General features: G+C 44.7%; 20 protein-coding genes. 7 read left to right on the top strand and 13 right to left on the bottom strand.

The features are described from left to right. Positions 1-224 precede the first annotated feature (224 nt). The gene (locus QUA97_RS18725; protein WP_333195545.1) at positions 225-701 is read right to left on the bottom strand and encodes an NUDIX hydrolase; all 477 of its coding nucleotides are present in this window, start codon (positions 699-701) and stop codon (positions 225-227) included. Between the two features lie 360 nt (positions 702-1061). After that, on the bottom strand, positions 1062-3680 hold the full coding sequence (locus QUA97_RS18730; RefSeq protein ID WP_333195546.1) for a M1 family metallopeptidase: 2619 nt from the start codon (positions 3678-3680) through the stop codon (positions 1062-1064). A 225-nt stretch (positions 3681-3905) separates the two neighbouring features. On the opposite strand from QUA97_RS18730, the gene QUA97_RS18735 reads away from it, so the two are divergent. Further along, positions 3906-4988 (top strand): class I fructose-bisphosphate aldolase, encoded by a 1083-nt coding sequence (locus QUA97_RS18735; protein WP_333195547.1) that lies wholly within the window; start codon positions 3906-3908, stop codon positions 4986-4988. A gap of 683 nt (positions 4989-5671) precedes the next feature. Beyond that, on the top strand, positions 5672-9037 hold the full coding sequence (locus QUA97_RS18740; protein WP_333195548.1) for a response regulator: 3366 nt from the start codon (positions 5672-5674) through the stop codon (positions 9035-9037). Positions 9038-9478: 441 nt separating this feature from the next. Here QUA97_RS18740 and QUA97_RS18745 read toward each other — a convergent pair whose 3' ends face one another. Continuing rightward, a complete protein-coding gene (locus tag QUA97_RS18745) occupies positions 9479-9805 on the bottom strand; it encodes an antibiotic biosynthesis monooxygenase (RefSeq protein WP_333195549.1) in 327 nt (108 codons plus the stop codon). Between the two features lie 352 nt (positions 9806-10157). Here QUA97_RS18745 and QUA97_RS18750 point away from each other — a divergent pair, with 352 nt between their 5' ends. Together QUA97_RS18750 and QUA97_RS18755 are read left to right on the top strand one after the other, a co-directional pair. Then, positions 10158-10628, top strand: coding sequence for a response regulator (locus tag QUA97_RS18750; protein WP_194066795.1), 471 nt, complete (start codon positions 10158-10160; stop codon positions 10626-10628). Positions 10629-10728: 100 nt separating this feature from the next. Continuing rightward, positions 10729-11022: a DUF2103 domain-containing protein gene (locus QUA97_RS18755; protein ID WP_333195550.1), complete on the top strand. Its 294-nt coding sequence runs from the start codon at positions 10729-10731 to the stop codon at positions 11020-11022. On the opposite strand, the gene QUA97_RS18760 is transcribed toward QUA97_RS18755, so the two are convergent. From QUA97_RS18760 to QUA97_RS18770, 3 genes are all read right to left on the bottom strand, one after another. After that, positions 11011-11637, bottom strand: a complete 627-nt coding sequence (locus QUA97_RS18760; protein ID WP_194066793.1) for a HEAT repeat domain-containing protein — start codon at positions 11635-11637, stop codon at positions 11011-11013. The genes QUA97_RS18755 and QUA97_RS18760 overlap by 12 nt on opposite strands. 174 nt (positions 11638-11811) lie before the next feature. Beyond that, positions 11812-13851, bottom strand: a complete 2040-nt coding sequence (locus QUA97_RS18765; protein ID WP_333195551.1) for a tetratricopeptide repeat protein — start codon at positions 13849-13851, stop codon at positions 11812-11814. Between the two features lie 396 nt (positions 13852-14247). Then, positions 14248-15081, bottom strand: coding sequence for a HEAT repeat domain-containing protein (locus QUA97_RS18770; protein WP_333195552.1), 834 nt, complete (start codon positions 15079-15081; stop codon positions 14248-14250). A gap of 28 nt (positions 15082-15109) precedes the next feature. Here QUA97_RS18770 and QUA97_RS18775 point away from each other — a divergent pair, with 28 nt between their 5' ends. Then, positions 15110-15265 carry a hypothetical protein gene (locus QUA97_RS18775; RefSeq protein WP_333195553.1) on the top strand — a complete coding sequence of 52 codons (156 nt, stop codon included), beginning with the start codon at positions 15110-15112 and terminating at the stop codon, positions 15263-15265. A 91-nt stretch (positions 15266-15356) separates the two neighbouring features. Here QUA97_RS18775 and QUA97_RS18780 read toward each other — a convergent pair whose 3' ends face one another. The 6 genes from QUA97_RS18780 to petC all read right to left on the bottom strand — a co-directional run bounded on the left by QUA97_RS18780 (position 15357) and on the right by petC (position 20457). After that, a complete protein-coding gene (locus QUA97_RS18780; protein WP_194066789.1) occupies positions 15357-15839 on the bottom strand; it encodes a hypothetical protein in 483 nt (160 codons plus the stop codon). Positions 15840-15890: 51 nt separating this feature from the next. Next, a complete protein-coding gene (locus tag QUA97_RS18785) occupies positions 15891-16943 on the bottom strand; it encodes an NAD(P)/FAD-dependent oxidoreductase (protein ID WP_194066788.1) in 1053 nt (350 codons plus the stop codon). A 128-nt stretch (positions 16944-17071) separates the two neighbouring features. After that, a complete protein-coding gene (psbQ, locus tag QUA97_RS18790) occupies positions 17072-17542 on the bottom strand; it encodes a photosystem II protein PsbQ (protein WP_442922541.1) in 471 nt (156 codons plus the stop codon). 61 nt (positions 17543-17603) lie between these two features. Continuing rightward, entirely contained in the window at positions 17604-18455 is an 852-nt protein-coding gene (locus tag QUA97_RS18795; RefSeq protein ID WP_194066787.1) for an alpha/beta fold hydrolase, read from the bottom strand. A gap of 232 nt (positions 18456-18687) precedes the next feature. Continuing rightward, positions 18688-19677: a cytochrome f gene (petA, locus tag QUA97_RS18800; protein WP_194066786.1), complete on the bottom strand. Its 990-nt coding sequence runs from the start codon at positions 19675-19677 to the stop codon at positions 18688-18690. A gap of 237 nt (positions 19678-19914) precedes the next feature. Beyond that, complete coding sequence (gene petC, locus QUA97_RS18805) at positions 19915-20457, bottom strand: cytochrome b6-f complex iron-sulfur subunit (RefSeq protein ID WP_194066785.1); 543 nt, start codon at positions 20455-20457, stop codon at positions 19915-19917. Between the two features lie 206 nt (positions 20458-20663). On the opposite strand from petC, the gene QUA97_RS18810 reads away from it, so the two are divergent. Further along, a complete protein-coding gene (locus QUA97_RS18810) occupies positions 20664-20981 on the top strand; it encodes a DUF3067 family protein (RefSeq protein WP_194009313.1) in 318 nt (105 codons plus the stop codon). Positions 20982-21432: 451 nt separating this feature from the next. After that, positions 21433-21741, top strand: a complete 309-nt coding sequence (locus tag QUA97_RS18815) for a carbon dioxide-concentrating mechanism protein CcmK (protein ID WP_106149684.1) — start codon at positions 21433-21435, stop codon at positions 21739-21741. A gap of 169 nt (positions 21742-21910) precedes the next feature. On the opposite strand, the gene tatC is transcribed toward QUA97_RS18815, so the two are convergent. Then, the gene (tatC, locus tag QUA97_RS18820) at positions 21911-22654 is read right to left on the bottom strand and encodes a twin-arginine translocase subunit TatC (RefSeq protein ID WP_228042157.1); all 744 of its coding nucleotides are present in this window, start codon (positions 22652-22654) and stop codon (positions 21911-21913) included. Positions 22655-23077: the final 423 nt, after the last annotated feature.

A 23077-nucleotide genomic window follows, 5' to 3' on the forward strand; every position in this document is an offset into this window, starting at 1 on the left:
GAATGAAACAGGAAGTAAGGTTCAAAGTCCAGCTTTGTATAAAGCTGGGTAGCTTTGGGTAAGTCTTATGTAACGGTTTTTAACGCCGATTTAATATATAGCAGTTCTCAAGCGTGCTGAGGTATGCCCTGTTTCGCCGATGCCCGATGCCCTGTTTGGCCGATGCCCGATGCCCGATGCCGCATAGTACCTCATCTTTCTGAGAAAGGCTTAATATATGTCAATCACCAGAACTGATTCAGTAAATCTGCAAGAATCAGTTTGAGTTCCGGTTCATTCACCCGCTTAATTGCTTTCGGAATACTTACCCACTGCCGCTTTCTCTTGCTAGCTTCCGGCCAATTTTCCAGAATAGTTTGCACTGGTAGCAAGAATACTTCTACATGACAAGTATGGCCGGACTTTTGATATTTGTAAGTTCCCAACAAATCCGGCAACACTTTACCCAACAAACCTGCTTCTTCCCAAGCTTCCTTCGCAGCAGAATCTTGCGGAGTCATATCAGGTTCAATTAACCCTTTGGGAATTACCCAGCGCTTACCGGTTGAAGAAGTAATCAGCATGACTTCAATTTTTCCGTCTTGAATGCGGTAGGGAATTACTCCCGATTGCTCTACCAATAAAGCGGTTATACTCATAATTTTGGCAATAGTTGTGGGTGCAAAAGCTGCTGCAACTAGATTAATATAGGACTGAGGCATAGGACTAAAGAAACCGCGTGTTTTACCGAATATCCGGGATACAGCGCGTCTTTTCGTAAAAAAACCCAGTTTCTGATCGCCCGTGCATAAGTCCGCTCTGCTCGCTACCAGGAGGAGTGTGGCAGATATTTAAGTTATTAACTTTTTGTTCCTAAACAATAAAAACTGCACGCCTGATTATAGATAATTCACCATTTTAGACAACCGCACAGTAGAGAACAGACATATTTTGCTTTCCCTCTGTTAAAACTAGCAAATGTAGATGCACTCCAGCTAGAAAATAATATTGTAATACTCGCGCGCAGATAAAAGCCGATCGCCCAAATCAGCCTCTATCCGCGCCAGTATGCGGTTTTCCCTCTAATCTTTCTTCGCCTTAGCCTCCAGATTTTCCATCCGACTCCTCAAATCTTGATTCTCCTTCTTCACCTGGTCTAACTCCTCCCGCAACTGCTTCACCGCTGCATCGGAACCAGCATTTTTCTGCACTCTTTGCACCGCTTCATCAGCCATCATACGGACGCGGCCGTCGGGAGTTTGGTCAGCTAAAGAACGCAAAATCCGAATGGCTTTGCGAGTTTCCATCTGTCCTAAAGCCACTACCACAGATACTTGAGTCAAGAAAAACGTCTCCTTAGATAATTCTGCCAATCGGTGCAAAATTCGTTCTAAATTCAGCTTAGTTTGACCTGTTGAAATTGTCCCCAAAGAGCGAATTGCAGCCAAGCGCAAAGCTTGCGGAGTACCGATGGCTGTATATTTGAAAATTAGATTCAGCGCATCTTCAGAAGTTTTCATTTGCGCCAAACCGGCAATAGCACCCGATCGCACAACCTCATTCCAGCCCTGACGCTCTTTCAAAACCAATTTTAACTCTTTGAGTACCTGTTCGTCCGTCGGTTTTTCGTCGGGATTCGCCCCTGCGATCGAGCCCATAGCACTAGCTGCGGCCGCTTCTACATAATAGCTGTCGTCGCCTTTTTCGACGATCGACCTCAGCGCCTTATAAGTTTCGTGAGTCTTGATTTGGCCCAGCGCATTCACCACAGCGCGGCGAACCCTAGCATCTTTATCTTTCAAACCACTTGCTAAACCTTCAAAAGCTTGGTCGAGTTTAATTTCAACTAACTGAGTAGCTACTTCAGCCCGCACACCCCAAAACCGATCTTTTTTGAGAACTTCTGACAGCGCTTTCACAGCTTCCAGTCCTCCCTTTTTCGCCAAAGCTTTGGCTGCATAAATCCGGGAAACCGGGTCAGGGTCGAACTTCAACTGAGCTTTTAATTCGGCAACTCCATACTCTAAAACAACGGTTTTTAAGTATTTATTTCCGACATCAAAACTGATAAAAGCGGGCTTCTCTTCTAGGGGAAAATAGAAACTTTGCTCGCGTTCGTGTACTCGAACCGTGAAAGTTTTTATATTAGCAGCACTTCCCTCGTCTGCATCTTTTTCCGGCTTATAACCGAAGCCGATCGGAATTTTTAGGTCGAAGACATCTTTGCTATTACCGTTGTCCTTTTTGCTATCTTTGATCTGAGTTTGTGTGACAGTCACTTTGGCTAATTTGCTGTCGCCGTCCCAGGAATAAGCAACTTTGTAATCTGGATGACCGCCGCGATAAACGTACTGGTCGAACAAAAACATTAGATTGCGGCCTGTCGCCTTTTCGATCGCCCTTAGCAAATCGATCGTTTCTACAGTTTTGTGAGCGTTATCCCGCACAAAAGTGTGAATTGCTTTGTAAAATAGTTCGTCGCCTAACTCGGCGCGAATCATGTGATACACGCAAGCGCCTTTTTCGTACAAATGGCGATCGTACAATTCGATCGCTTCGCGGTAAACGTGAGTGACAATCGGGCGGCGGTAACGAAAACTGTCTTCAGCTAAATAATTGCGGGCTTCACCTAACATATAATAAGCCGCATCTTCTTTGCCGTATTCTTTGTCAGTCCACAGCACCTCACAATAGGAAGCCATACCTTCCTTGATCCAAGCATGAGACCAGTGTTTAATTACTACTAAATCGCCGAACCATTGGTGAGCTAATTCGTGAGCAACCAAGCTTTCTGTACCGCGATTGTCGAGGCTAGCGCGTTCGTCTAGCAAGCACCTATCTGTTAGCAAAGTTGTCGAAGTATTTTCCATGCCGCCGAAGATGAAATCATCCACGCAGACTTGAGCATATTTAGGAAAAGGGTAAGGATAGCCAAATGCTTTAGAGAAAAACTCAATCATTTGGGGCGTTTTGCCCATGCTGCGCTTACCGTCGGCTTCGCGGCCTTTTTCGACGTAATAATTAACTGGTTTGCCGTTCCATTCGTCTTTAATTTCGGCAAAATCTCCGACGGCTAAGGTCATTAAATAAGTTGGGTGGATCTGGGTTTGCGACCAGTGATAAATCTTATCGTCGCCCTCATTTTTTGTGCTAATTAATTCGCCGTTAGATATTGCAAAAAGTTGTTTCGGTACTTGCACTCTAATTTCGGAAGTTGCGAGTTGTCCGGGATAGTCGAAACAGGGAAACCAGAAGCGGGAATCTTCGTCTTCGCCTTGAGTCCAAACTTGTGTTGGTTTGTCGGGATAGTGTTTGTCTGGCCCGACAAAATAGAGACCGCGCTGGGGTTTTTCGACCGAGTATTCGATCGCGATTGTAATTGGTTCGTATGCTTTTGTTGGTTCGTGCAGTTGAATTTGCAGCACTTCGCCGTCGCTGTCGAAATTTTGCTCGGTTTCGCCGATTTTTACTGATTTAATGTTCAGGTTGACAGCATCTAAGGTTAATTTGTCAATACCGCTGCGGACTGGATTGATGCGGATGTTGCAAGTGCCGTGAAAACTTTGTTTGGGAATATCCAGCACTAAATCGAGGAAAATATGCTCTACTTGTCCGGGGCGATCGGGGTTGTAGTGGGGTCTGGCACCGGGCATCTCGAAGGACTTGTTACCGTTTTCAGAATCAAAGTAAGTGTGTGACATTATGATGGCAAAGTGGTGTATCGAACGGCGATCGCAGGCAGCAGCGAGGAAAGCTAAACTGCCAGCTTATTCTAGGGTAGCGCGTCCTAGTTGCTGTTGTCGCTAATCTTGTTGAAAATTCGGGCGATCGTTACGGGATATAAACAATGATTTTTTAGCTACAATATCAGCAAGGCTAATGTCTGCAATCATCAGCCTGAAATTGAAATTGAGAGGGCAATCAGCATGACAGCTACAGTATCAGTTCCCAGTGCGATCGCATCTTTGCTGGGCGACGAAGCCGAAGACTTGCTCACCCATCAAGCAAAAGTTTCTAAAGATTTGTTGCACCTGCCAGGCGCGGATTGGGTCGATCGCATTTTCGCTCAAACCGATCGATCTCCCCAAGTCTTGCGATCGCTCCAGCAACTTTATTCTAGCGGACGCTTGGCGAATACCGGCTATTTATCCATCCTACCAGTAGACCAAGGAATCGAACACTCAGCAGCCGCTTCTTTTGCACCAAATCCCATTTATTTTGACAGCGAAAACATCATCAGACTAGCAATTTCTGCAGGCTGCAACGCTGTCGCCACCACCCTAGGAGTGTTAGGCAGCGTATCTCGCAAATACGCCCACAAAATTCCTTTCATTCTCAAACTCAATCACAACGAACTACTGACTTATCCCAATCAATCCGACCAAATAATGTTTGCTTCCGTCGAACAAGCTTGGAATTTGGGAGCAGTTGCAGTCGGAGCAACAATTTATTTTGGTTCCCCAGAATCGACGCGACAAATCCAAGAAGTCAGTCAAGCTTTTGCCCAAGCTCACGAATACGGAATGGCAACAATTTTGTGGTGCTACCTCCGCAACGATATCTTCAAACAAGACAAAGATTATCACACTGCTGCGGATTTAACAGCTCAAGCAAATCACCTAGGAGTGACAATTCAAGCTGACATCATCAAGCAAAAATTGCCCGAATGCAACAACGGCTACGCAGCAGTTGCTAAAGCCAGCGACCACAGTTACGGCAAAACCGACAAGCGCGTTTATTCCGATTTGACAACGGATCACCCGATCGATCTAACACGCTATCAAGTGCTCAACTGTTATGCGGGAAGAATGGGTTTAATCAACTCCGGCGGTGCTTCGGGAAAAAACGATTTTGCCGAAGCCATTCGCACCGCAGTAATCAACAAACGCGCTGGCGGCTGCGGCTTAATTACCGGCCGCAAAACTTTTCAGCGTCCCTTTGAAGAAGGTGTAAAATTGTTCCACGCCATTCAAGACGTTTATTTGTCGTCCGAAATTGCGATCGCCTAAACATTCACAGCCAACTAAAATTAGGGTGTGCAGCGCACCCAATGCTATCCGGTTCGTAGTGCAGACCCTTTTTGTTGCGATCGTAGACCCAACACGATATGATATCAAATCCAGTAGCATCAGAATGATTCAAATATATATTCTCGGACTCTGTGTACTCTGTGTTCTAGTCAGGTTAAATCATTCCGATGCAACCGGAAACGATATGACAGATAATTTATATACGATTAATAACCGTAGCAACAACTTGTCAAGATAGTATTAAAATACCCCACAGCCTTGTTTAAAACCAAATTCTAGCTTCATCAAGCCCCTACAATGCACCGATTTTGTTAAAATAATTTATACTCAATTTACCCCAAAAAAATCTCAACTTTGCAATCACTAAGTTGTAAATTGTCAATTTTTATTAAATTGCTCGGATCGTATAGATTGTGTAAGTATAAAATAGAAGGCATAAATTTTTATTTATGATTCCCTCTACCTTCTAACTCGCTACCAAAATAATAGCATATCTAAAAAAAAATGCAACTGTAGGTCAACTCTCAACCACAAGCTTAATCATTAATTATCAATTCTTCAAACCAAAATCCTATAACCTTAACTGTATCTCTTCAAAAATGAATCTTTATAATAATGGATTATACCCCCTTTAGCCTCACATTTGTCGATCGCGCCCCCTTATGAGTAATAATCCCGGCAAATTCGGCCTCCGTGCCACCCTCGTCGTTCCCTTCGTAATACAAATTTTTGTAGCGGTTGGGCTAGTAGGCTATCTATCCTTCCGCAACGGACAAAAAGCGGTCAACAATGTTGCCAGCCAGTTACGGCGTGAAGTGGTAGCCCGCGTCCAACTTCACCTGACAAGCTACTTAGCTAAACCTCATTTAATTGAGCAAATTCACATCAATACAATTCGCCAAAAGTTACTCGACCCCACCAATTTTAAGCAAATGGAAGGCTATTTTTGGCAGCAAAGCCAATCCCTTAATCCTAATATTGGAACCATCGCCTTTGCCAATGCAAAAGGAGAATTTGTAGGCGCTAATAAACCAGAAGGCTACACAGTAATAGCGAACGAAACAACTGGTAACGCCATCCGCAGATATGCAGTTGACAATCAAGGCAATCGCATCAAATTAATTCGAGAAAAACCCAATTATGATGCTCGAACTCGCGATTGGTATAAAGCTGCTGTCCGGGCCGGCGGCCCAACTTGGAGCGCCATAGATACTTCCGCTTTAGGTGACAGGCTAGACCTTTCAGCAGTCTACCCCTTCTACAACAGTACAGGAACACTTCAGGGCGTTTTTCTGACCGATATTTCCCTAGGACAAATTAGCGACTTCCTGCACAGTTTCACTGTTGGCAAATCAGGGAAAATTTTCATCGTCGAACGCACCGGACTTTTAGTTGCTAGCTCCACAATCAACAAACCTTTTACAGTTGCTGCCAGCGGTAAAACCGAGCGTCTTCACGCCGAAAAAATTAGCGACCATTTAACGCGAAAAACAACTCAATATTTATTCGAGCAATTTGGAAATTTAAATAAAATAAATACCCCTCAGCAGATGGAATTTATTCTCGACGGCGAGAAACATTTTCTGCAAGCTGCCCCTTTTCGAGATGAATTAGGTATTTTAGATTGGCTAGTTATCGTAGTTGTCCCCGAATCAGACTTTACAGCAGAAATTGATGCCAATAACCAAACTACCATCCTGCTATGTATTGTAACTTTAATTGTGGCAATTATTATCGGTATTTTCACCGCTGCCTGGATTGCGAAACCACTGCTTAAACTTTCTCAAGCATCCGCAGAAATTGCCACGGGAAACTTAGAGCAGCACGTCCCGCTCAGCAGGATAGTTGAAATCGGACAACTAGCACATTCATTCAACAGCATGGCAAGACAACTTCAAGAATCTTTTGCCGCCCTAGCAAAGCAAAATGAAGAGCTAAAAGACCTCGACAAACTTAAAAATGAATTCCTTGCCAACACCTCCCACGAACTCCGCACACCCCTCAACGGCATCATTGGCATCGCTGAATCTCTGATTGACGGAGCAACCGGAGAACTTCCTCAAAGAACTCAAGCTAACCTCACTTTAATTGTCTCCAGCGGTAGGCGTTTGTCTAATTTAGTCAACGACATTCTTGACTTCTCTAAATTGAGGCACAAAAATTTAGAACTGCAACTCAAACCCGTAGACTTACGAGCAGTTACCAATGTAATTTTGACCATGAGTAAACCCCTAGCTGCGGCTAAAAAATTGCAATTAATCAACTCGATTCCGGCGGAATTTCCCTCCGCCTTAGCCGATGAAGAGCGCCTGCAACAGATTTTGCACAACCTTGTGGGTAATGCGATTAAATTCACTTTGTCAGGAACGGTAACAGTGTCAGCAAAAGTGGTAACAGAGCCTCAGCTATCGGCAGTAAATTTCCCAAAATCACCAACTACAAACTCTCTCTTGGCTGTGACAATTTCTGATACCGGAATTGGTATTGCAGAAAATCAATTTGAGAGAATTTTTGCATCTTTTGAACAAGCAGAAGGAGCTAGCACCAGAGAATATGGCGGTACAGGATTGGGTCTAGCTGTCACCAAAAAATTGGTTGAATTGCATGGCGGTAAAATTCTGGTTGAGTCTCAACTAGGGGAAGGTTCGCAATTTACATTTACTTTGCCTATTTCCAGTGTCAAAACTGCACCCAAGCCGTCAGCAGAGCTTCAAAAAACTCAGATTTACGAGTTAGCCATCCCCATAGTTGCCGAAGATTTACCGCTGACAACAAATCATGAAAAACAGTTCAAAGTTTTGATTGTTGATGACGAACCCATTAACCGTCAGGTACTCATCAATAACCTTTCCCTGTACAATTACGCCATTACAGAAGCTAGTAACGGACAAGAGGCCTTGGCCGTAATGGAAGGCGGTTTTATCCCTGACTTGATTTTGCTAGACTTGATGATGCCGCACATGAACGGTTATGAAGTTTGTCAAAAAATCCGCGAGCAGTTTCCAGCTTATGAACTTCCGATTGTGATGCTGACTGCGAAAAATCAAGTGGCAGATATTGTGGAGGGATTTGAATCGGGAGCTAATGATTATTTGTCGAAGCCGATTCAAAAACAAGAAATGCTTTCCCGCATCAGAACGCATATTTCTCTGGCAAAAATAACTTCAGCTTACGGGCGATTTGTACCGCGCAATTTTATCAAATTTTTAGGAAAGGAAAGTATTATTGATGTTCAAATTGGCGACCAAGTACAGCAAGAAATGACGGTAATGTTTTCTGACATTCGCTCATTTACAACTCTGTCAGAAGCGATGACACCTCAAGAAAATTTTCAATTTATTAATTCTTATCTCAGTCAAGTCAGCCCAGTTATTCGGCAGTACCGAGGCTTTATTGATAAATATATTGGCGATGCGATTATGGCGCTGTTTCCTGAGTCAGCTAATGATGCTGTGCAAGCTGCAATTGCGATGCAGAAACAAGTAGCGCTGTACAACGAACAGCGGCAACTGGGAGGTGAGGTTCCGATTTCTATAGGTATTGGCTTGCATACAGGCAATTTAATGCTGGGAACCGTTGGCGAATCCGAACGCATGGATACGACTGTGATTGCTGATGCTGTTAATTTGGCCTCTCGTTTGGAAGGCTTAACGAAGCTGTACGGAGTGGGAATTTTGATTAGCGAACATACTCTATCTCGGCTGGAAGGTTTACCAAATTTTAAGTCCCGTTTTCTCGATAGAGTGAGGGTGAAAGGGAAAACTGAATCGGTTGCTGTTTATGAAGTTTATGATGAAGAACTCGGATTGTCTAACCAGTTAAAGACTCAGACTCAGGCAATTTTTGAGGAAGGAATCAGGGCTTACAGTTGTCAAGATTTTGCCCTAGCTCAATCAATATTTGAAGAGATATTAGTTATAAATTCTGAGGATAGGGCTGCTCTACTTTACGTAAAACGCTGTCAGCAATATCAACAATATGAAGTGCCGGAAGGATGGGAAGGTGTGGCAGATTTAGATTTTAAGTAATTGCAGTTCCAAAAATGTAATGGAAATGTGAATAAGTCTTGCTACAATGATTAATGTTAGACAAATTTCATAAAGTAGCGCTAGATATTAGCCCCCGCGAGTTCGGGAGGGCTAAGACTTCATCAATAGCACATCTTTACAAAAATGGTATTAGACAAATAATTTTTTATTTGCCTAGCTCCCCGCCGGATGCAGTCGGCCCGTTTTCCTACATAAGATCGACTCTAATTTCTATATAGCCTTTCTGTGCTCTCATAGGAGGTACTATGCGGCATAGGGCATAGGCCTCCTTGGGCATACCTCACAATGCTTGATAACCGCTATATTGATCCGGTTACTATCAAGCAAATTAATAGTTTAGCAGATTTTGGACTTGACAGCGGAGTAGGGCGAAGAATGCCGATGGGAATGGGTATGACGCGCCGGTTGCACAATTTTTAATCATTCATTTTTCGGCTTAATTTCACTAACTATTTCGTAAATATCTGTGTCGGGAATTTTGGCAAACAAAGGAGTCATCTGCTTCAATATTTCCTGATATGCTTCGCTTTGATTGGCGGCCATCTCTTCTACACTTTCCCAAAAAATGATGGCAATACCTTTGTCTGTATTGGGCAATTGCAGCAGGTACGCTCCCTTAAAACCTGTAGCATATGTGGCAACGGCTTTTTCAAAAAGTTCTTCTGCTTCTTTGAATTTTCCTGGTTTAAATTCGCCAAGGGCAACGTAGGCAAACTGATGTCGGAGAAAGTCTAAAAATTCTGACATATCCTGTTCCTGAATAAATTGCTATACACCAGGTTATATTTTACCCGATCGCCCGAAATTTGTGAATAAGCTGGCGCGCGTCTAGTTTTAACAAATATGTTTCTGGAAACAAGGAGTGGGGCGTTGCTTTGAGCGGTGCCATAAAAATTCAATCTAAATACCGCAACAGGTTAGTGATTTTTGGAGTGGCGCGCTCATCCCAGCGGCGAATTGATGAGATACTGCACCTAGCTGCGATCGCGCTTTACCCGAAAAAAGCGGTTTTTTGCAATAACCCTATTGAATTTATAAAATTTACCTGCAAAGATTATAAGGTATCAAGACAAATAAAGTAGAGAGGCAACTAAAATAAATGCCAAAAATATTAGTAATTGAAGACAATAACTTTATCCGAGCAACCGTTATAGAACTCTTGCAATTGCACGGTTTTGAAGCTGTAGGCGCAGAAAACGGACAAGTCGGTATCCAGTTAGCGATCGCCCAAATTCCCGATTTAATCTTGTCTGATGTGATGATGCCGGAACTCAACGGTTTGGAAGTTTTCGCGATTTTGCGATCGTACCCTGCAACCGCCAGCATTCCGTTTATTTTTATGACGGGTTCAGAAATAGAAAAAGCGATCGAACTCAAAGCCGATGGCTACCTCAAGAAACCTTGCAGCGCCACAGAAATGTTCCGGGCGATCGCAACTCAACTAGAAAAACCGAAAATTACCAACCCAAAACATCAAAAAGTACAGGACAATTTTGGTAAAGAAAATCTCAGCTTGGGCGCCCGGACTCAAAAATCTCGGTTTGAGATGGCGTCGCTTTGCTTGCAATGACACGTACAGTAACGTTATTGATACATAAATTGAAGGAATTTCAAATTGGTTCGGCCAGGGGGTGGCTTAGACTGGGTATGTTGAATTTGGTACAAAAGTCATGAACCCACAATCTAAAGGCCGCCTAGTTTGGAATCACTCCACCCACCTTCCCGGTTTGATACCAATTTTAGAGCGCCTCACCCTAAAAATAGGCATTCAAACTGTTACGCCAGGGGTCATCAACAAAGTTAAAGGACACATCCCCCGCATGACATTAAGAGTGTCAGTACCCATCCGGGGGGGATTTAAAATCATTGCCAGACAGGGCAAAACCGTACAAGAAGTCTTTATATTAACCACTCTCAGTCAAGGGGAATTGGAAGAGATGATCGCCCAAACCCTAGCCCGGTGACAATTTTTCCTTAGCAAGCACTGCGCGAGCTCTAACTGCTAAAGTTTCATCGCTTTGGGCTATTTCCTCAAGTTGGGCCAAAACTTCGGTTAACCAATCCGGTTGAACAGTTGCAGCAACCGCCAAAGCTTGCAAAGCCCCCGCTGCTGCGTAGCGAACCACCCATTCCGGGTCTCGGGACGCTTGCAGCAGCGTTTTCACAGCGCGAATTTGAGCATCTAAAACTTGTTCTGCGGGCATAAGTTCCCAGCAAATCGTCCCCAAACCCCTAGCCGCCGCCCGCCGCACGCTCAAAGCAAAGTCATTCGCTGCGGCATCCAGCAAAATCTCTAAACCCCTGGGATCGCCAATTCCCGCCAAAGCCCGAACAGCCCAAGCTCTTGCCCCGTAATTGTAGCCGTCAAGCTGTTCTAGCAGCGGCAGCACGGCGGGTTCTCCGAGTTGAATCAGCCCGTCAACGGCGGCAACTGCGGCGCCGGGGTTGTTGTAGCCGAGGACTGTAATTAAGGTAGGAATTGCTTCTTTGGAAGGAGCCTCCGCCAGTGCTTTGACTGCGTTTAACAAGCCTTCGGAAGAATCTGCTTGTTCGACTGCGCGAATTAGTTCTAATGCCATTGATTTGTAAGCTCTACCGTGATCATTGTAATTGTAGGTTGGGTCGATCGCGCGATCAAACTTTTTGCAGCGTCGGTGAGGCGCGGCGATCGACTTGGAAAGCTTACCATACTCGAAATATGACAATCTTGGTTAAAGAGTCGAATCCGCCAAAAACTCGACTCCATACCTGCGCTAGGAATTCTTGCGCTGTGCATCCTCACCGCCTTCGCGCTTCCTATAAGCCTTAGCCCAAGCATAGCGCTGCGGATTTTTTGTCAGCAGATATTCCACAACTTCCCGACGCTTCTCATCCTTAGCATTTTTGACAACCCGCTTGAGTTCGGAATCTATATCTTCTGATTCAGCACCGCGTTTAATTGCCTTGTTAAACCAATCATCGCCCTGTGAATATTGACCTCGCTCATAACAAATAGCTCCCATCAAAGTGTAAGGATGATGACTCTGAGGCTGATACTCAATAGCTTTGAGTGCACACTTTTGTGCATCATCTAATTTATCAATATCTCGGAAAGCACCGCCCCTCGTTGTTAACAAAGCTGACTTGAGCTTATTTTCTTTAATTTTGTCGAAGTCCAGATTTTCTGTCACCTTCAATGCACTTTCCGGTTCATCTGCCTTGCGCCAATGACTGCTGGCGTTTGGCAAGTTCCATTTATCTCCTGTGCGCTCATATTCCCGATCGTAGAAAAGCGCTTCAAGCCTGTGGTAGGCCATAGCAATCTTTCCATGACTAGCTAAAAGTTTCTGTTGTATTAACTGAACAACTAACACAGGATCTAGACGCTCTTCTTTCTCCAATTTTACCATGATTGCGTAAAACGGATCGAAAGGGAAATCACGATCTATAATCCGATACTTGACCTTGAGAGCACCAAATTCCTTTTCTTGGGCAAAAGTAATTACATCCTCACGTCCATTCTGTTTCAGCCAATCAATATCAGCCTCACTTAAATGCTCTCCCGATTGAATCTTAGACTTGAGACTAGCAGCATATTTGTCAATAGCAAAAGTAATTACATCCTCACGTCCATTCTGTTTCAGCCAATCAATATCAGCCTCACTCAACGGCTCTCCAGATTTAATTTGGGACTTGAGACTAGCAACATAGTTTTCAATAGCAAAAGTAATTACATCCTCACGTCCATTCTGTTTCACCCAATCAAAATCAGCCTCACTCAACGGCTCTCCAGATTTAATTTGGGACTTGAGACTAGCAGCATATTTGTCAAGCGCCAGAGTAATTGTCTCAGTCAGTTTACGCTTTTTCAGAAAATTAATATCCTGCTCACCTAGCGGATTGTCTAAATCAATTTTTTTGAGAACTTTATAAAGATGGCTAGAGAGAGATGAATCCTCACAAGTAGTAGCTTTATACTTAACTTTCAGTTCAGCAAAGTGTCGTTTCTGTTCAATCTCCAAAACAATGCTAAGCGTTTCGCTCAGTTGATGCTCTTCTAGCCAGTTAAGTTCTGACTCGCTCAACTGCTGATCTACCTCAAGATTTTTCAGGATGGGATACAACGGACTTGATACAGATGTTTCTGGGTATTCACTAGCTTTGTACTTATCCTTTAGTTGGGCAAATTCAGCTTCCCGTCCAGCTTTTTGTTGCCAAAAAATTTCTAGAGTATCAACCAGTTGGTTGTTGAACAGCCAGTTAGCCTCTACATCACTTAATCTTTCTCGTGCATTCAGTTGCTTGAGAATTTGATACAAGGGGCTATCAAGTGAACAATCTGGGTATTCACTAGCTTTGTACTTAGCCTTTAGTACAGCAAATCGCGCCATATCTTGAACGATAGCAACTGTTTGAGCAAGCCCCTCTTCTTGCAGATATTCAACTTCTAAGTCAGTTAGGTGATTTTCAGAGTCAAGTTTCCAAAGGATAGGATACAAAGAACTGGATAGCCGTAAATCGGGATGTCTGGTTACTTTGAACTTAGACTTGAGTTGAGAAAATTTAGCATCTAGTTTTATTCGTTCTTCAGCCTTATGTAGTGGCTCTTGCTCGATAGCTTCTATTGTTTCCAAAAACTCTTGGTTTACTAACCAATCCCACTCGAAGTCGGTAATTTCAATTTCTAAATCAGCTTTTCGCAGAATGAGATACAGAAGACTAGAGGGAGATGAATTTTCATATTTTGTTGCTTGATACTTGGACTTAAGCGCGGCAAAATGTTGCACCTGGACTTCCAAATCGTCGTTGCTCATGGTGAATCCCCCGATTGATACTTCTAGCCACTACACAACCATCTCCCAGCATTCCGCGAGCGCTATTGTCAAAACCAAAACTTTTTTAACTGAGGAGCGCTCCAGATGGTAAGGTGATTTTAACACGAGTTATTTTGCCAAATCAAGCTACTAATATCAGTATTATTACGGAAATTTGAGCAAAATTATTGCCGAAAGTCTCCTTCCTCATTCCATCAAACCATCAGCCACCAGTTCATCAGACGAAAACCGCTCAAATAGTTCTCAATTGCCTGAAATACAGATATGCGCTAGGGAAACAGCGGTGCTGTTTCCTGAATGTGCTGTGTCCTGAATATATGGCAGACAATTGAGAATCGCTAAAGCAATCCTATTGCAGTTGTGAACTAATTTTTGTTAAAGTAAACTATCCATTAAATTCATCACTTGGATAGCTTCATCGGACAAAGATAGAGATGTTTGTTGATTTAGGTGATGCTCCAAAACTCCTTTGAGGGCAATCAATTTCATGCTATTTTCTGCTAAAGTTTCAGCAATAGCTGGCGCTGAGGGCAAATAGCCGATCGCCCCCAAGTCCATCAAAGCCGATCGCCGCAACTGCAAATTATCCCCATTCAAAGCCGTTATCAATCGATCGCCGTAAATGCGATCGCCAGTCAACTGATACATCGCCCGCGCTGCAGCGTACTGCACCCGCTCCACAGAATGCTCTAAAAAAGGTGCAATTAGCGGTATAGCCTCTGTCGCTTGCAGCGTACCCAAAGCTTCAATTACCGAGTCGTAAGGCTGCACAAGGTGCGATTTGCCAGCCACTCGTAGCGCCACAGCTACGCCCCCATCTAAGAGTTTCATCAGCGGTGGAATAGAATCGCGATCGCCCAGCATTTCTAGAGCTTGAGCCGCCGCTTCCCGCACGTAATAATCCGCACATTCCAAACACCGAATCAGCGCCGGTAAGGCTTGTTTGTCGCCCAATTTACCCAGCGCCCGCGCCGCATTTCGCAATAGGGAATAATCGCCGATTTTTGTTTGTTCTGACTCTTCTTGCAAGGCTGCAATCAAAGCTGCAATAGCTGCCGGTTCCTTGACTCGAAATCTGCCAATCCACCAAGCAGCATAATAGCGGAGACTGTAATCTTGGGAGTGCAAATTTGCGATCGCCTGTTCCACTGTTAAAGACTCGCCTTCAGCTACACCTGCCGGCGGTGAGTCGGATTCGTCATAATTCATAGTCGTTAGTTATTAGGAAAACTCGGGAATGATTTCAAAAGACTGTTGGCGAATTCAAAAAATGGTAAAACCCAACATTCCACAATCAGGGCAAAATAACTATAGCAGTTCGTTCATCAGTTGTGTAATTCTTGTAAGGGAAACCCCCCTGCGCGGCGATCGCGATCGCGTTCCCCAAGGGTAGCTATCCCCTAGGGAACCGTCCTCTTGATGCTGGGGGTAGACAATCTTGGCACTACCCCTACACATACACAAATTCTGCAAGGATTGCTAGATCAAGCGTTAGCTGATAGAAAAGGAATGCTTTCTGCTAAGTTGTCCTTAACTTCAATTCCCTGTTTTCTCGCCCAGAACTGGCTCAAAAAGTGAATTTGCCGCAAGCCGACAATTAAATTTAAACCAGGGACAAAAATCCACCAAACTGTTAAGGGTTCTTTGATTCCTTCTAGGCGGTAAAGTTCGTTAACTGTGTTGTAAAGTTTGAACTGCACGATGTAAATCCAAGCAATTCCCACGAAGGAAAACCAACCAAACCATCCGGGAACGTCGGGGTCAAATATCCGCAAAGCTTGGGGAACGGCTACTCCTAAAACAAAGGGCAGCAAGCAAAGAGTCCCCGACCAACCAGTGCCGTTATAGTGGCGCAATTCTTCTTGGATAATCCATTTATACCAGCCGTAATATAGCAGCAAACTGACTGCAGAAAGCAAAATCACTCGCCACAAGGAGCGGGGTTTTCCTAAAGGTTTGTCGGACATTTTTTGAGGGAATATATGAATGGCTTTATTGATTGTATTAACATTTGTTAATTATTGCAAAATTGCTTCTCGGATCGATCGCGCGGTTGCAGGGGCCAGCAGAACACCGTTGCGGTAGTGGCCGCTGGCGATCAGAACGTGGCTGTTACCCGGAAGCGTCTCGATAATTGGGGCCGGTCGTCTTTCCGGGCGCGGGCGCAATCCTGACCATTTGCTGAGGATTTCAGCTTCGGCTAAGGCGGGACAAAGCGATCTCGCCCTCGCCATCACTTTTTCTAACATATCAGCATTCGCCTGAATTTCCCCGCCGTTTTCGGGAAATTCCACCGTCGCGCCTATCCAAAATTCTTGATTTGCCAAAGGTACAATGTGAACGTCGTCGCAAGTAATTACGGGCCGAAAATCTGGGTTTCCTAAGGAATTTTTTAACCGCAAATGCAGTGCTTGTCCCAACACGGGGCGAATGTCAATTAATTGATTTAAGGATGCAGTGACTGTCGCAGAACCTAAGCCAGCGGATATAATTAGTCGATCGAACTCGCCACTAGCAGCAATCGCGGCCCCTTCAACTTCCACTCCAAACTTAAAAATTACGCCATTGCGTTCAGCAGCATCCACCAAAGCCAAAGTTAGCGCCGTCGGATCGACTTGCCGGTCTTGCGGCGAATAAATCCCAGCAATTATGTTATTGTTGACAGATAAGTGAGGATGGCGATCGCGCACTTGTTGCACATCCCAAAGTTCCAATTTCCAACCTTGAGATTCGCGAATTGCTGCTAGTTTTTCCCATTTACTTAAATCCTCTCCCTCCCCACAAAGCATCAAAATTCCCTGTTTGTTAAAGGGAATTTTTCGCCCCGTAACTGCTTCTAATTCAGGAATTAAAGTTTCGTAGCGCTGAAGGCTGCTTTCCCTCAACTGCCAATTTCTGCCCTTAGTTTTGTGACTGATAACTCCCATCAAAACGCCGAGGGCCGCACCTGTAGAACCCAGTGCCGGCTGTTGTTTGTCGAATACTGTGACTTTGACTTCGGGGAATTTACTTAGTTCAAAGGCGATCGATGCCCCGATAATACCGCAACCAATAATTGCAACGCGAACCATTCAATTTGAGATTTGAGATTTGAGACTTGAGACTTTATATAATTTTTTCGTAGGGCGCGCACCGCACACCCTACAATAACTGCACGCACCATCTCGGTATGCAGCGCCCACCCTACAAACTAAAGCAATTAGTCTTGAGGAATTAGCTGCAAGAAATTCTCGAAATGATTCACCGCTGTTTGATAACTAGCCATAACTTTCGCATAGTCATTCGCTTTAGCAGCGCTGTCAATGTTTACCAAATCAGCAAACAAACTCTTTGTCAAATCAACAGCTTGTTGTTGAGATTTGGGTAACAAAGTGCCTGACACGGCTCTCATGGTGTTACGCAAGTCGCCTAGAGGCCCGTGAATGTAAGTTACGGTATCAATCCAATTTCTGTTTTGAATTAGGTTTCCTAGTTTATCCATGCGCGATCGGAATTCTGTCAGGGTAGGAGCATAGCGCTGAATTTGCTGGATCTGGGCTGCTGTGTAAGTCGTCGGAACTTTTGCTTCGACACTGCTGCAACTAACCAGAAATGCCATCATAAACGCCATCATCAAGGCAAAAAATGAACGGGGACGAGTCATATCGATTTTTGATTTTTGATTTTTGATTTCTCGTTGCGGGCGGGCACGGGGACACCGACCCTAGGCACCGAGAGTTAGGTACAAAATATTATTTTACCTCCTGACGTCGCAGAAAAGTTATCAGAGCTTCGCCAACTTTTTCTGACCAATGTTCTTGGGGATAATGCCCCGCTTGTTCTAGTGTGACTAACTCGGCATTTTTCATGGAACTGACTAATTTTTGAGCGGGTTCAACACTCAGCCAAGGATCGGTCAAACCCCACACAAATAAAGTTGGGCGCGTCCATTGTTGCAAGCCTGATTCAATTTCTGCCATTGACTGCGGTAATTGAATGTTGCGGACTGTATTCATTAGCGATCGCCCCGCATCCGAACTCTTCAAAAACGGGCGGCGGTAAACATCTAAATCGTTGTCTGATATCGTCTTGCGACAACCGCCTTCGAGGGTTCTGTCTACCAAAAGCGGGTCTTGCGTCATCATGTCGCCAATAAAAGGCAGTCCCAACTGCTGCATTTTCCAAGGCAATTTGATATCGGCGGAAACTGGTGTATTTACGATCGCTAAACGTTCTATTTTATCTGGATTTTGCAAAGCGTATTGAATGCCCGCCGAAGCTAAAAATCCTTGGACTACGAGGGAAAATCGGTCTATTTCTAGAGTTTTAATAAAGCCAGCGAGGGCGGTTACAAAAGCATCTGGAGTGTAGGCAAAGTCGCGTTTGTCCGGTTTGGTCGATCGCCCGTAGCCCACCCAATCCGGCGCTAGCGATCGAAATCCCCCTGCCGCCAAATCCGACATGATTACAGTCCAGGTAAAGCTTTGGGACGGCAAACCGTGCAGCAGCAGCACCGGCGGCTTATCACTTTCGTTAACCGGATTTGTTTCCCGATAAAACCATTTTAGCGAGCCTACTTCAACTGTTTTCTCATCTATTGACATTATTTTACTGATTATTTATCAAAGAATAAGGCGGGTATTCCCCGCCCTACTTACCTAATAGTTGGATCTGTACAAGGAAATCTAAATCAATTGTGTAATTCTTGTAGGGAGTCTTGGCCCCGTGGTTGTCCTCCTGGCCTTGGAGGTAGGCAGGGGGACAGTACCCCTACATATTTGTACAAATGATTTAGACGCGCTCTAGAGTACCTTACCCAAATAATTAAAGTCCCGCTTAGAAATTCATTTCAGCAGCTTGAACTTTTTCGACCTGTTTCTTCTTGAGAACCAGCATGATTTGAGCCAGCATGGTTATAGCCACAAAAGCCATCAATCCTTTAACTCGACCTGCACTTTGCAGCACAATTTCCACATCTTTTTGACCGAAGCCGCCCACATTAGGATTGTTCGTCAAAAGTTCGTCGGCTGCAACTGTTTGTCCTTCGGTAACAATCAGTTCTGGGCCAGCAGGAATTGTATCAACAACCGCTGCACCGCCCGCTGGTTGGATTGTCACTTCAAAACCACCATCTTCAAGTGTGGTGATTTTAGAAATTGTGCCAGCTACCGAAGCATTATAAACAGCATTGTTGCTCTTAGCGCCTGTAGGATAAAGCTGACCGCGACCGCGGTTGCCGCCGACATAAATTAGGTATTTGCCGTAGTGAACGGACTTGTCAGTTGCGGGATTTGGCGACAAAACTGGGAATACCAATTCTTTGTATTGTTCACCAGGCAGCGGGCCCACTAAAATAATATTTTCTTGGGTTTCGCTGTAAGGTTGGAAGTAAAGATCGCCGACTTTTTCCTTCATTTCTTCGGGAATTCTGTCAGCGGGAGCAATCTTGAAACCTTCGGGCAACATCACAACTGCGCCTACGTTCAAGCCGCCTTTGCTGCCGTCGCCGACAACTTGCTGCACGTTAGTATCGTAGGGAACTTTGACAATAGCTTCAAAAACTGTGTCAGGCAAAACAGATTGCGGTACTTCAACTTCTGTCGGTTTTGCACCTAGGTGACAGTTAGCGCAAACAATGCGACCGGTGGCTTCGCGGGGAGTAGCGGGTGCTGTTTCCTGGGCCCAGAAAGGATAAGCAAATGCTGCTTGGGGAAGTGCGATGTCACTGGTGAGAAAAAATCCGGCGGCGACGATCGCAATTAAAGCAGTTTTGGCGATCGTCTCGACACTGCGGCGAAATATCGCAGATAAATTAGTTTGTGGCATTAGAGTATTCAATCTCAAAGGTTCAGACAATTTAGTGATTGGTCATTAGTCATCGGTCATTAGTCCTCGGTCATTAGTCATTGGTTATTCGTTACTTGTTATTGGTTATCGGTTATTGGTTATTGGTTACTTGTTATTGGCTATTGGAACTAAGCACTAACTACTAACTACTAACTACTAACTACTAACCACTAACTACTAACTACTAACTGCTGACTGCTGACTGCTGACTAATAGCTATGACCACCAAGGTTCTTCGCCGGTGCGGAAATCTGTTTCTTTCCAAGTGGTCAAAGCAATCTTGTCATCTGCGACAGTGGCGTGGGCTAGGGCCAGAGACAAAGGCGCGGGGCCGCGCACCACTTTGCCCTCACTGTTGTATTGAGAACCGTGGCAAGGACAGATAAACTTGTTTTCACTAGCATTCCAAGGCACGACGCAACCCAAGTGAGTGCAGACTGCATTGATGCCGTAATCGGCGAGAGATTCGTCTTTTTCCACCACCAAATAAGTGGGGTCGCCTTTGAGACCTTGGGCCAAGGTACGATCGCCCGCTGGGTGGGAAGCCAAATATTCGCTAACGATGATGTCGTTACCCAAGGCGTCTTTAGCGGTGACACCGCCACCTGCAGCCCCACTCGACGGAGGAACAAAATATTGGACAACGGGATAGAGTGCGCCCAGTGCCACACCTGTGACTGTACCGAACGTCAACAAATTCATAAATTGGCGACGCCCCATATCGGGGACATCGGGATTTCCAGCAGAAGATTGAGCCATGACCTGCCTTTACGGTTTTAAGTTACGTTTGTTTGTTAGGGAATTTGTACGTGCAGACAACTGGCGTAGTCGCAGCCCATCTGCTCGCACCAACTTCAGGCAGCGAAAATTCCTTTGAATAATGCGCCTTCCAGCCTTTATTAGAGTATTATTACATTTTTTGAACTTTGTCTTTTATTGTTTAAGAGATTCACTCAGGAGCAACCATGACGGGCAAGGATTTACACCAGCTACTCCTAGAAAAATGGGGAAAGTCTTACGATATCAGATTGCGGCGGACGCGGGGCAAGATTTTTGTGCAGGTGATGTGGAAATATTTGGAACAAGCGTCTTTTCCGATGACGGAGGCTGATTATTTCGAGCATTTGGACGCGGTGGCGAATTACCTCAACGGCTGGGGCAGCACGGCACAGGTGAGAGAATACATTGTAACTACTCGCGATCGCCCGCGCTTGGGCAAAGCTGTCAGCATCCCCCTGGATTTGGGCGAAAGAGCCTCGGAGTGGTTGCTTGACGAGTTTTGAATCTGCTAGTTGTGTGTTGACTGTTGACTGTTGACTGTTGACTGTTGGCTGTTGGCTGCTGACTAATGACTAATGACTGCTGACTGCTGACTGTTGGCTGCTGACTGTTGACTAATGACTAATGACTGTTGACTGTTGTCAGTCATATCAAATCCAGCTACAGGGAGCATTTCATTTTTATTTTTGTCGCAAAGCATTTTTTGGGTAGTGCTGTCTCCGCTCCGAAATATTGTACAGTTCCCTCGCGGATCCCACGGCGTTAAAGCAAAACACAGATGCTGCGAGTTAAATCCGAACCATCTTTCAGCGCGATCCCTTCTAGAGCTCGCCAGCCTCGGTCCTTTTCGCGATCCGGGTTTCTAGCCGACCAAAATCATCCGAACCATTTTCTGTCAACACTTTCACATACAATGAACCTCAGATATCTTGTGAAATTTAGGAGAATGTTGTAATGGGTGTTGCAGTTGGAATGGTTGAAGTCTTAGGATTTCCCGCCGCCGTAGAAGTTGCAGACTCAATGGTGAAAGCAGCCCGAGTTACTTTAGTTCGTTATGAAAAGATAACCCGCGCCTACTGGACAATTATAGTTCGAGGAGATATTTCTGAAGTGCAAGCAGCCGTTGCTGCTGGAATTGAATCAGTTAAAAAGGTCGATGGCGGAAAGTTGCTATCCTATCACATAATTGCTCGTCCCCACGAGAATCTCGATTATATTTTGCCGATCGGCTACACACCTGAAGTCGAACAGTTCCGAATGTAGACAAAGTTTTGACAAAACTTTGGTGTGGAGTTTTAACTTTTAGTAATTATAGAGGCGCGGGCGATCGCATCTCTATATTTTTTTGATGGCGAGTCGATCGCATTTATGAGCGAGAAATATTTTCAGTACAACCCGCCCCCAGCCCAAAAAACCAGAAACTTTCGACCCCTCACCGCCCCAAAAGCTTCACAAAACCAACACCGCCAAAATACAAAGCCAGCACCGCACCTCCCAAAAGACTTTGCGTTAAAGGATCGGTAGAAGGCGTTAACACCGCTCCCAAAATAGCCGCTCCCAACACTACATAGCGCCAGCCCGATAGCATTTGCTTGGACGAAACAATGTTCAAAACGCCCAGCAATACTAGGACGATCGGGATTTGAAAAGCTAAGCCGGTGCTGAACATTAACAAGAGCACAAATTTAAAGTATTTGTCGATCGACCACAACTGCTCTACAACATCCGCCCCGTAGCTAACAAAAAAGTTGAGCGCCGCCGGAATCAGAGCAATATAAGCAAATACTAACCCGCCCAAAAATAAGAAACTCGAACCCAAAAACACGGGCCCTAGCAACCGACGTTCTTTGCGAGTCAAGCCGGGGAGTACAAACAGCGCTATCTGGTAAAAAATAAACGGACTTGCAATTAGCAAACCGCTATATCCCGCTACTTCGATAGAAACAAAGAAATACTCGCCGGGAGCTAGTTGCAAAAACTTGACCGGCCCGGCGGGTACTTCTAGCAATTGTACGATAGGTTTAACTGTTAAAAAGCAACCAATAACAGCGATTACTACTGCAATTAGCGAGTAAAAAATTCGCTGCCGCAATTCTTCTAAATGGTCGAACAAAGACATCTCAACTTCGTCGGGAAGTTCGTCGAGATATTCATTTTCTAGGTTACGGGAACCCATAAAACTGTCGGCGATTGGGGCAATGCTATTTTCCAGGCTAACTTCTTCACCTTCTAATTTACTGACACCCACAGAATCATCGGCGATTGATTCAATGCTATTTTCCGGGCCAACTTCTTCACCTTCTAAGTTACTAACATCTACCGAATCATCGGCGATTGATTCAATGCTATTTTCCGGGCCAACTTCTTCACCTTCTAATTTACTAACATCTACCGAATCATCGGCGATTGATTCAATGCTATTTTCCGGGCTAACTTCTTCACCTTCTAATTTACTGACACCCACAGAATCATCGGCGATTGATTCAATGCTATTTTCCGGGCTAACTTCTTCACCTTCTAATTTACTAACATCTACCGAATCATCGGCGATTGATTCAATGCTATTTTCCGGGCCAACTTCTTCACCTTCTAATTTACT

Source organism: Microcoleus sp. CZ3-B2 (genome assembly GCF_036705055.1).
Lineage (GTDB): Bacteria > Cyanobacteriota > Cyanobacteriia > Cyanobacteriales > Microcoleaceae > Microcoleus.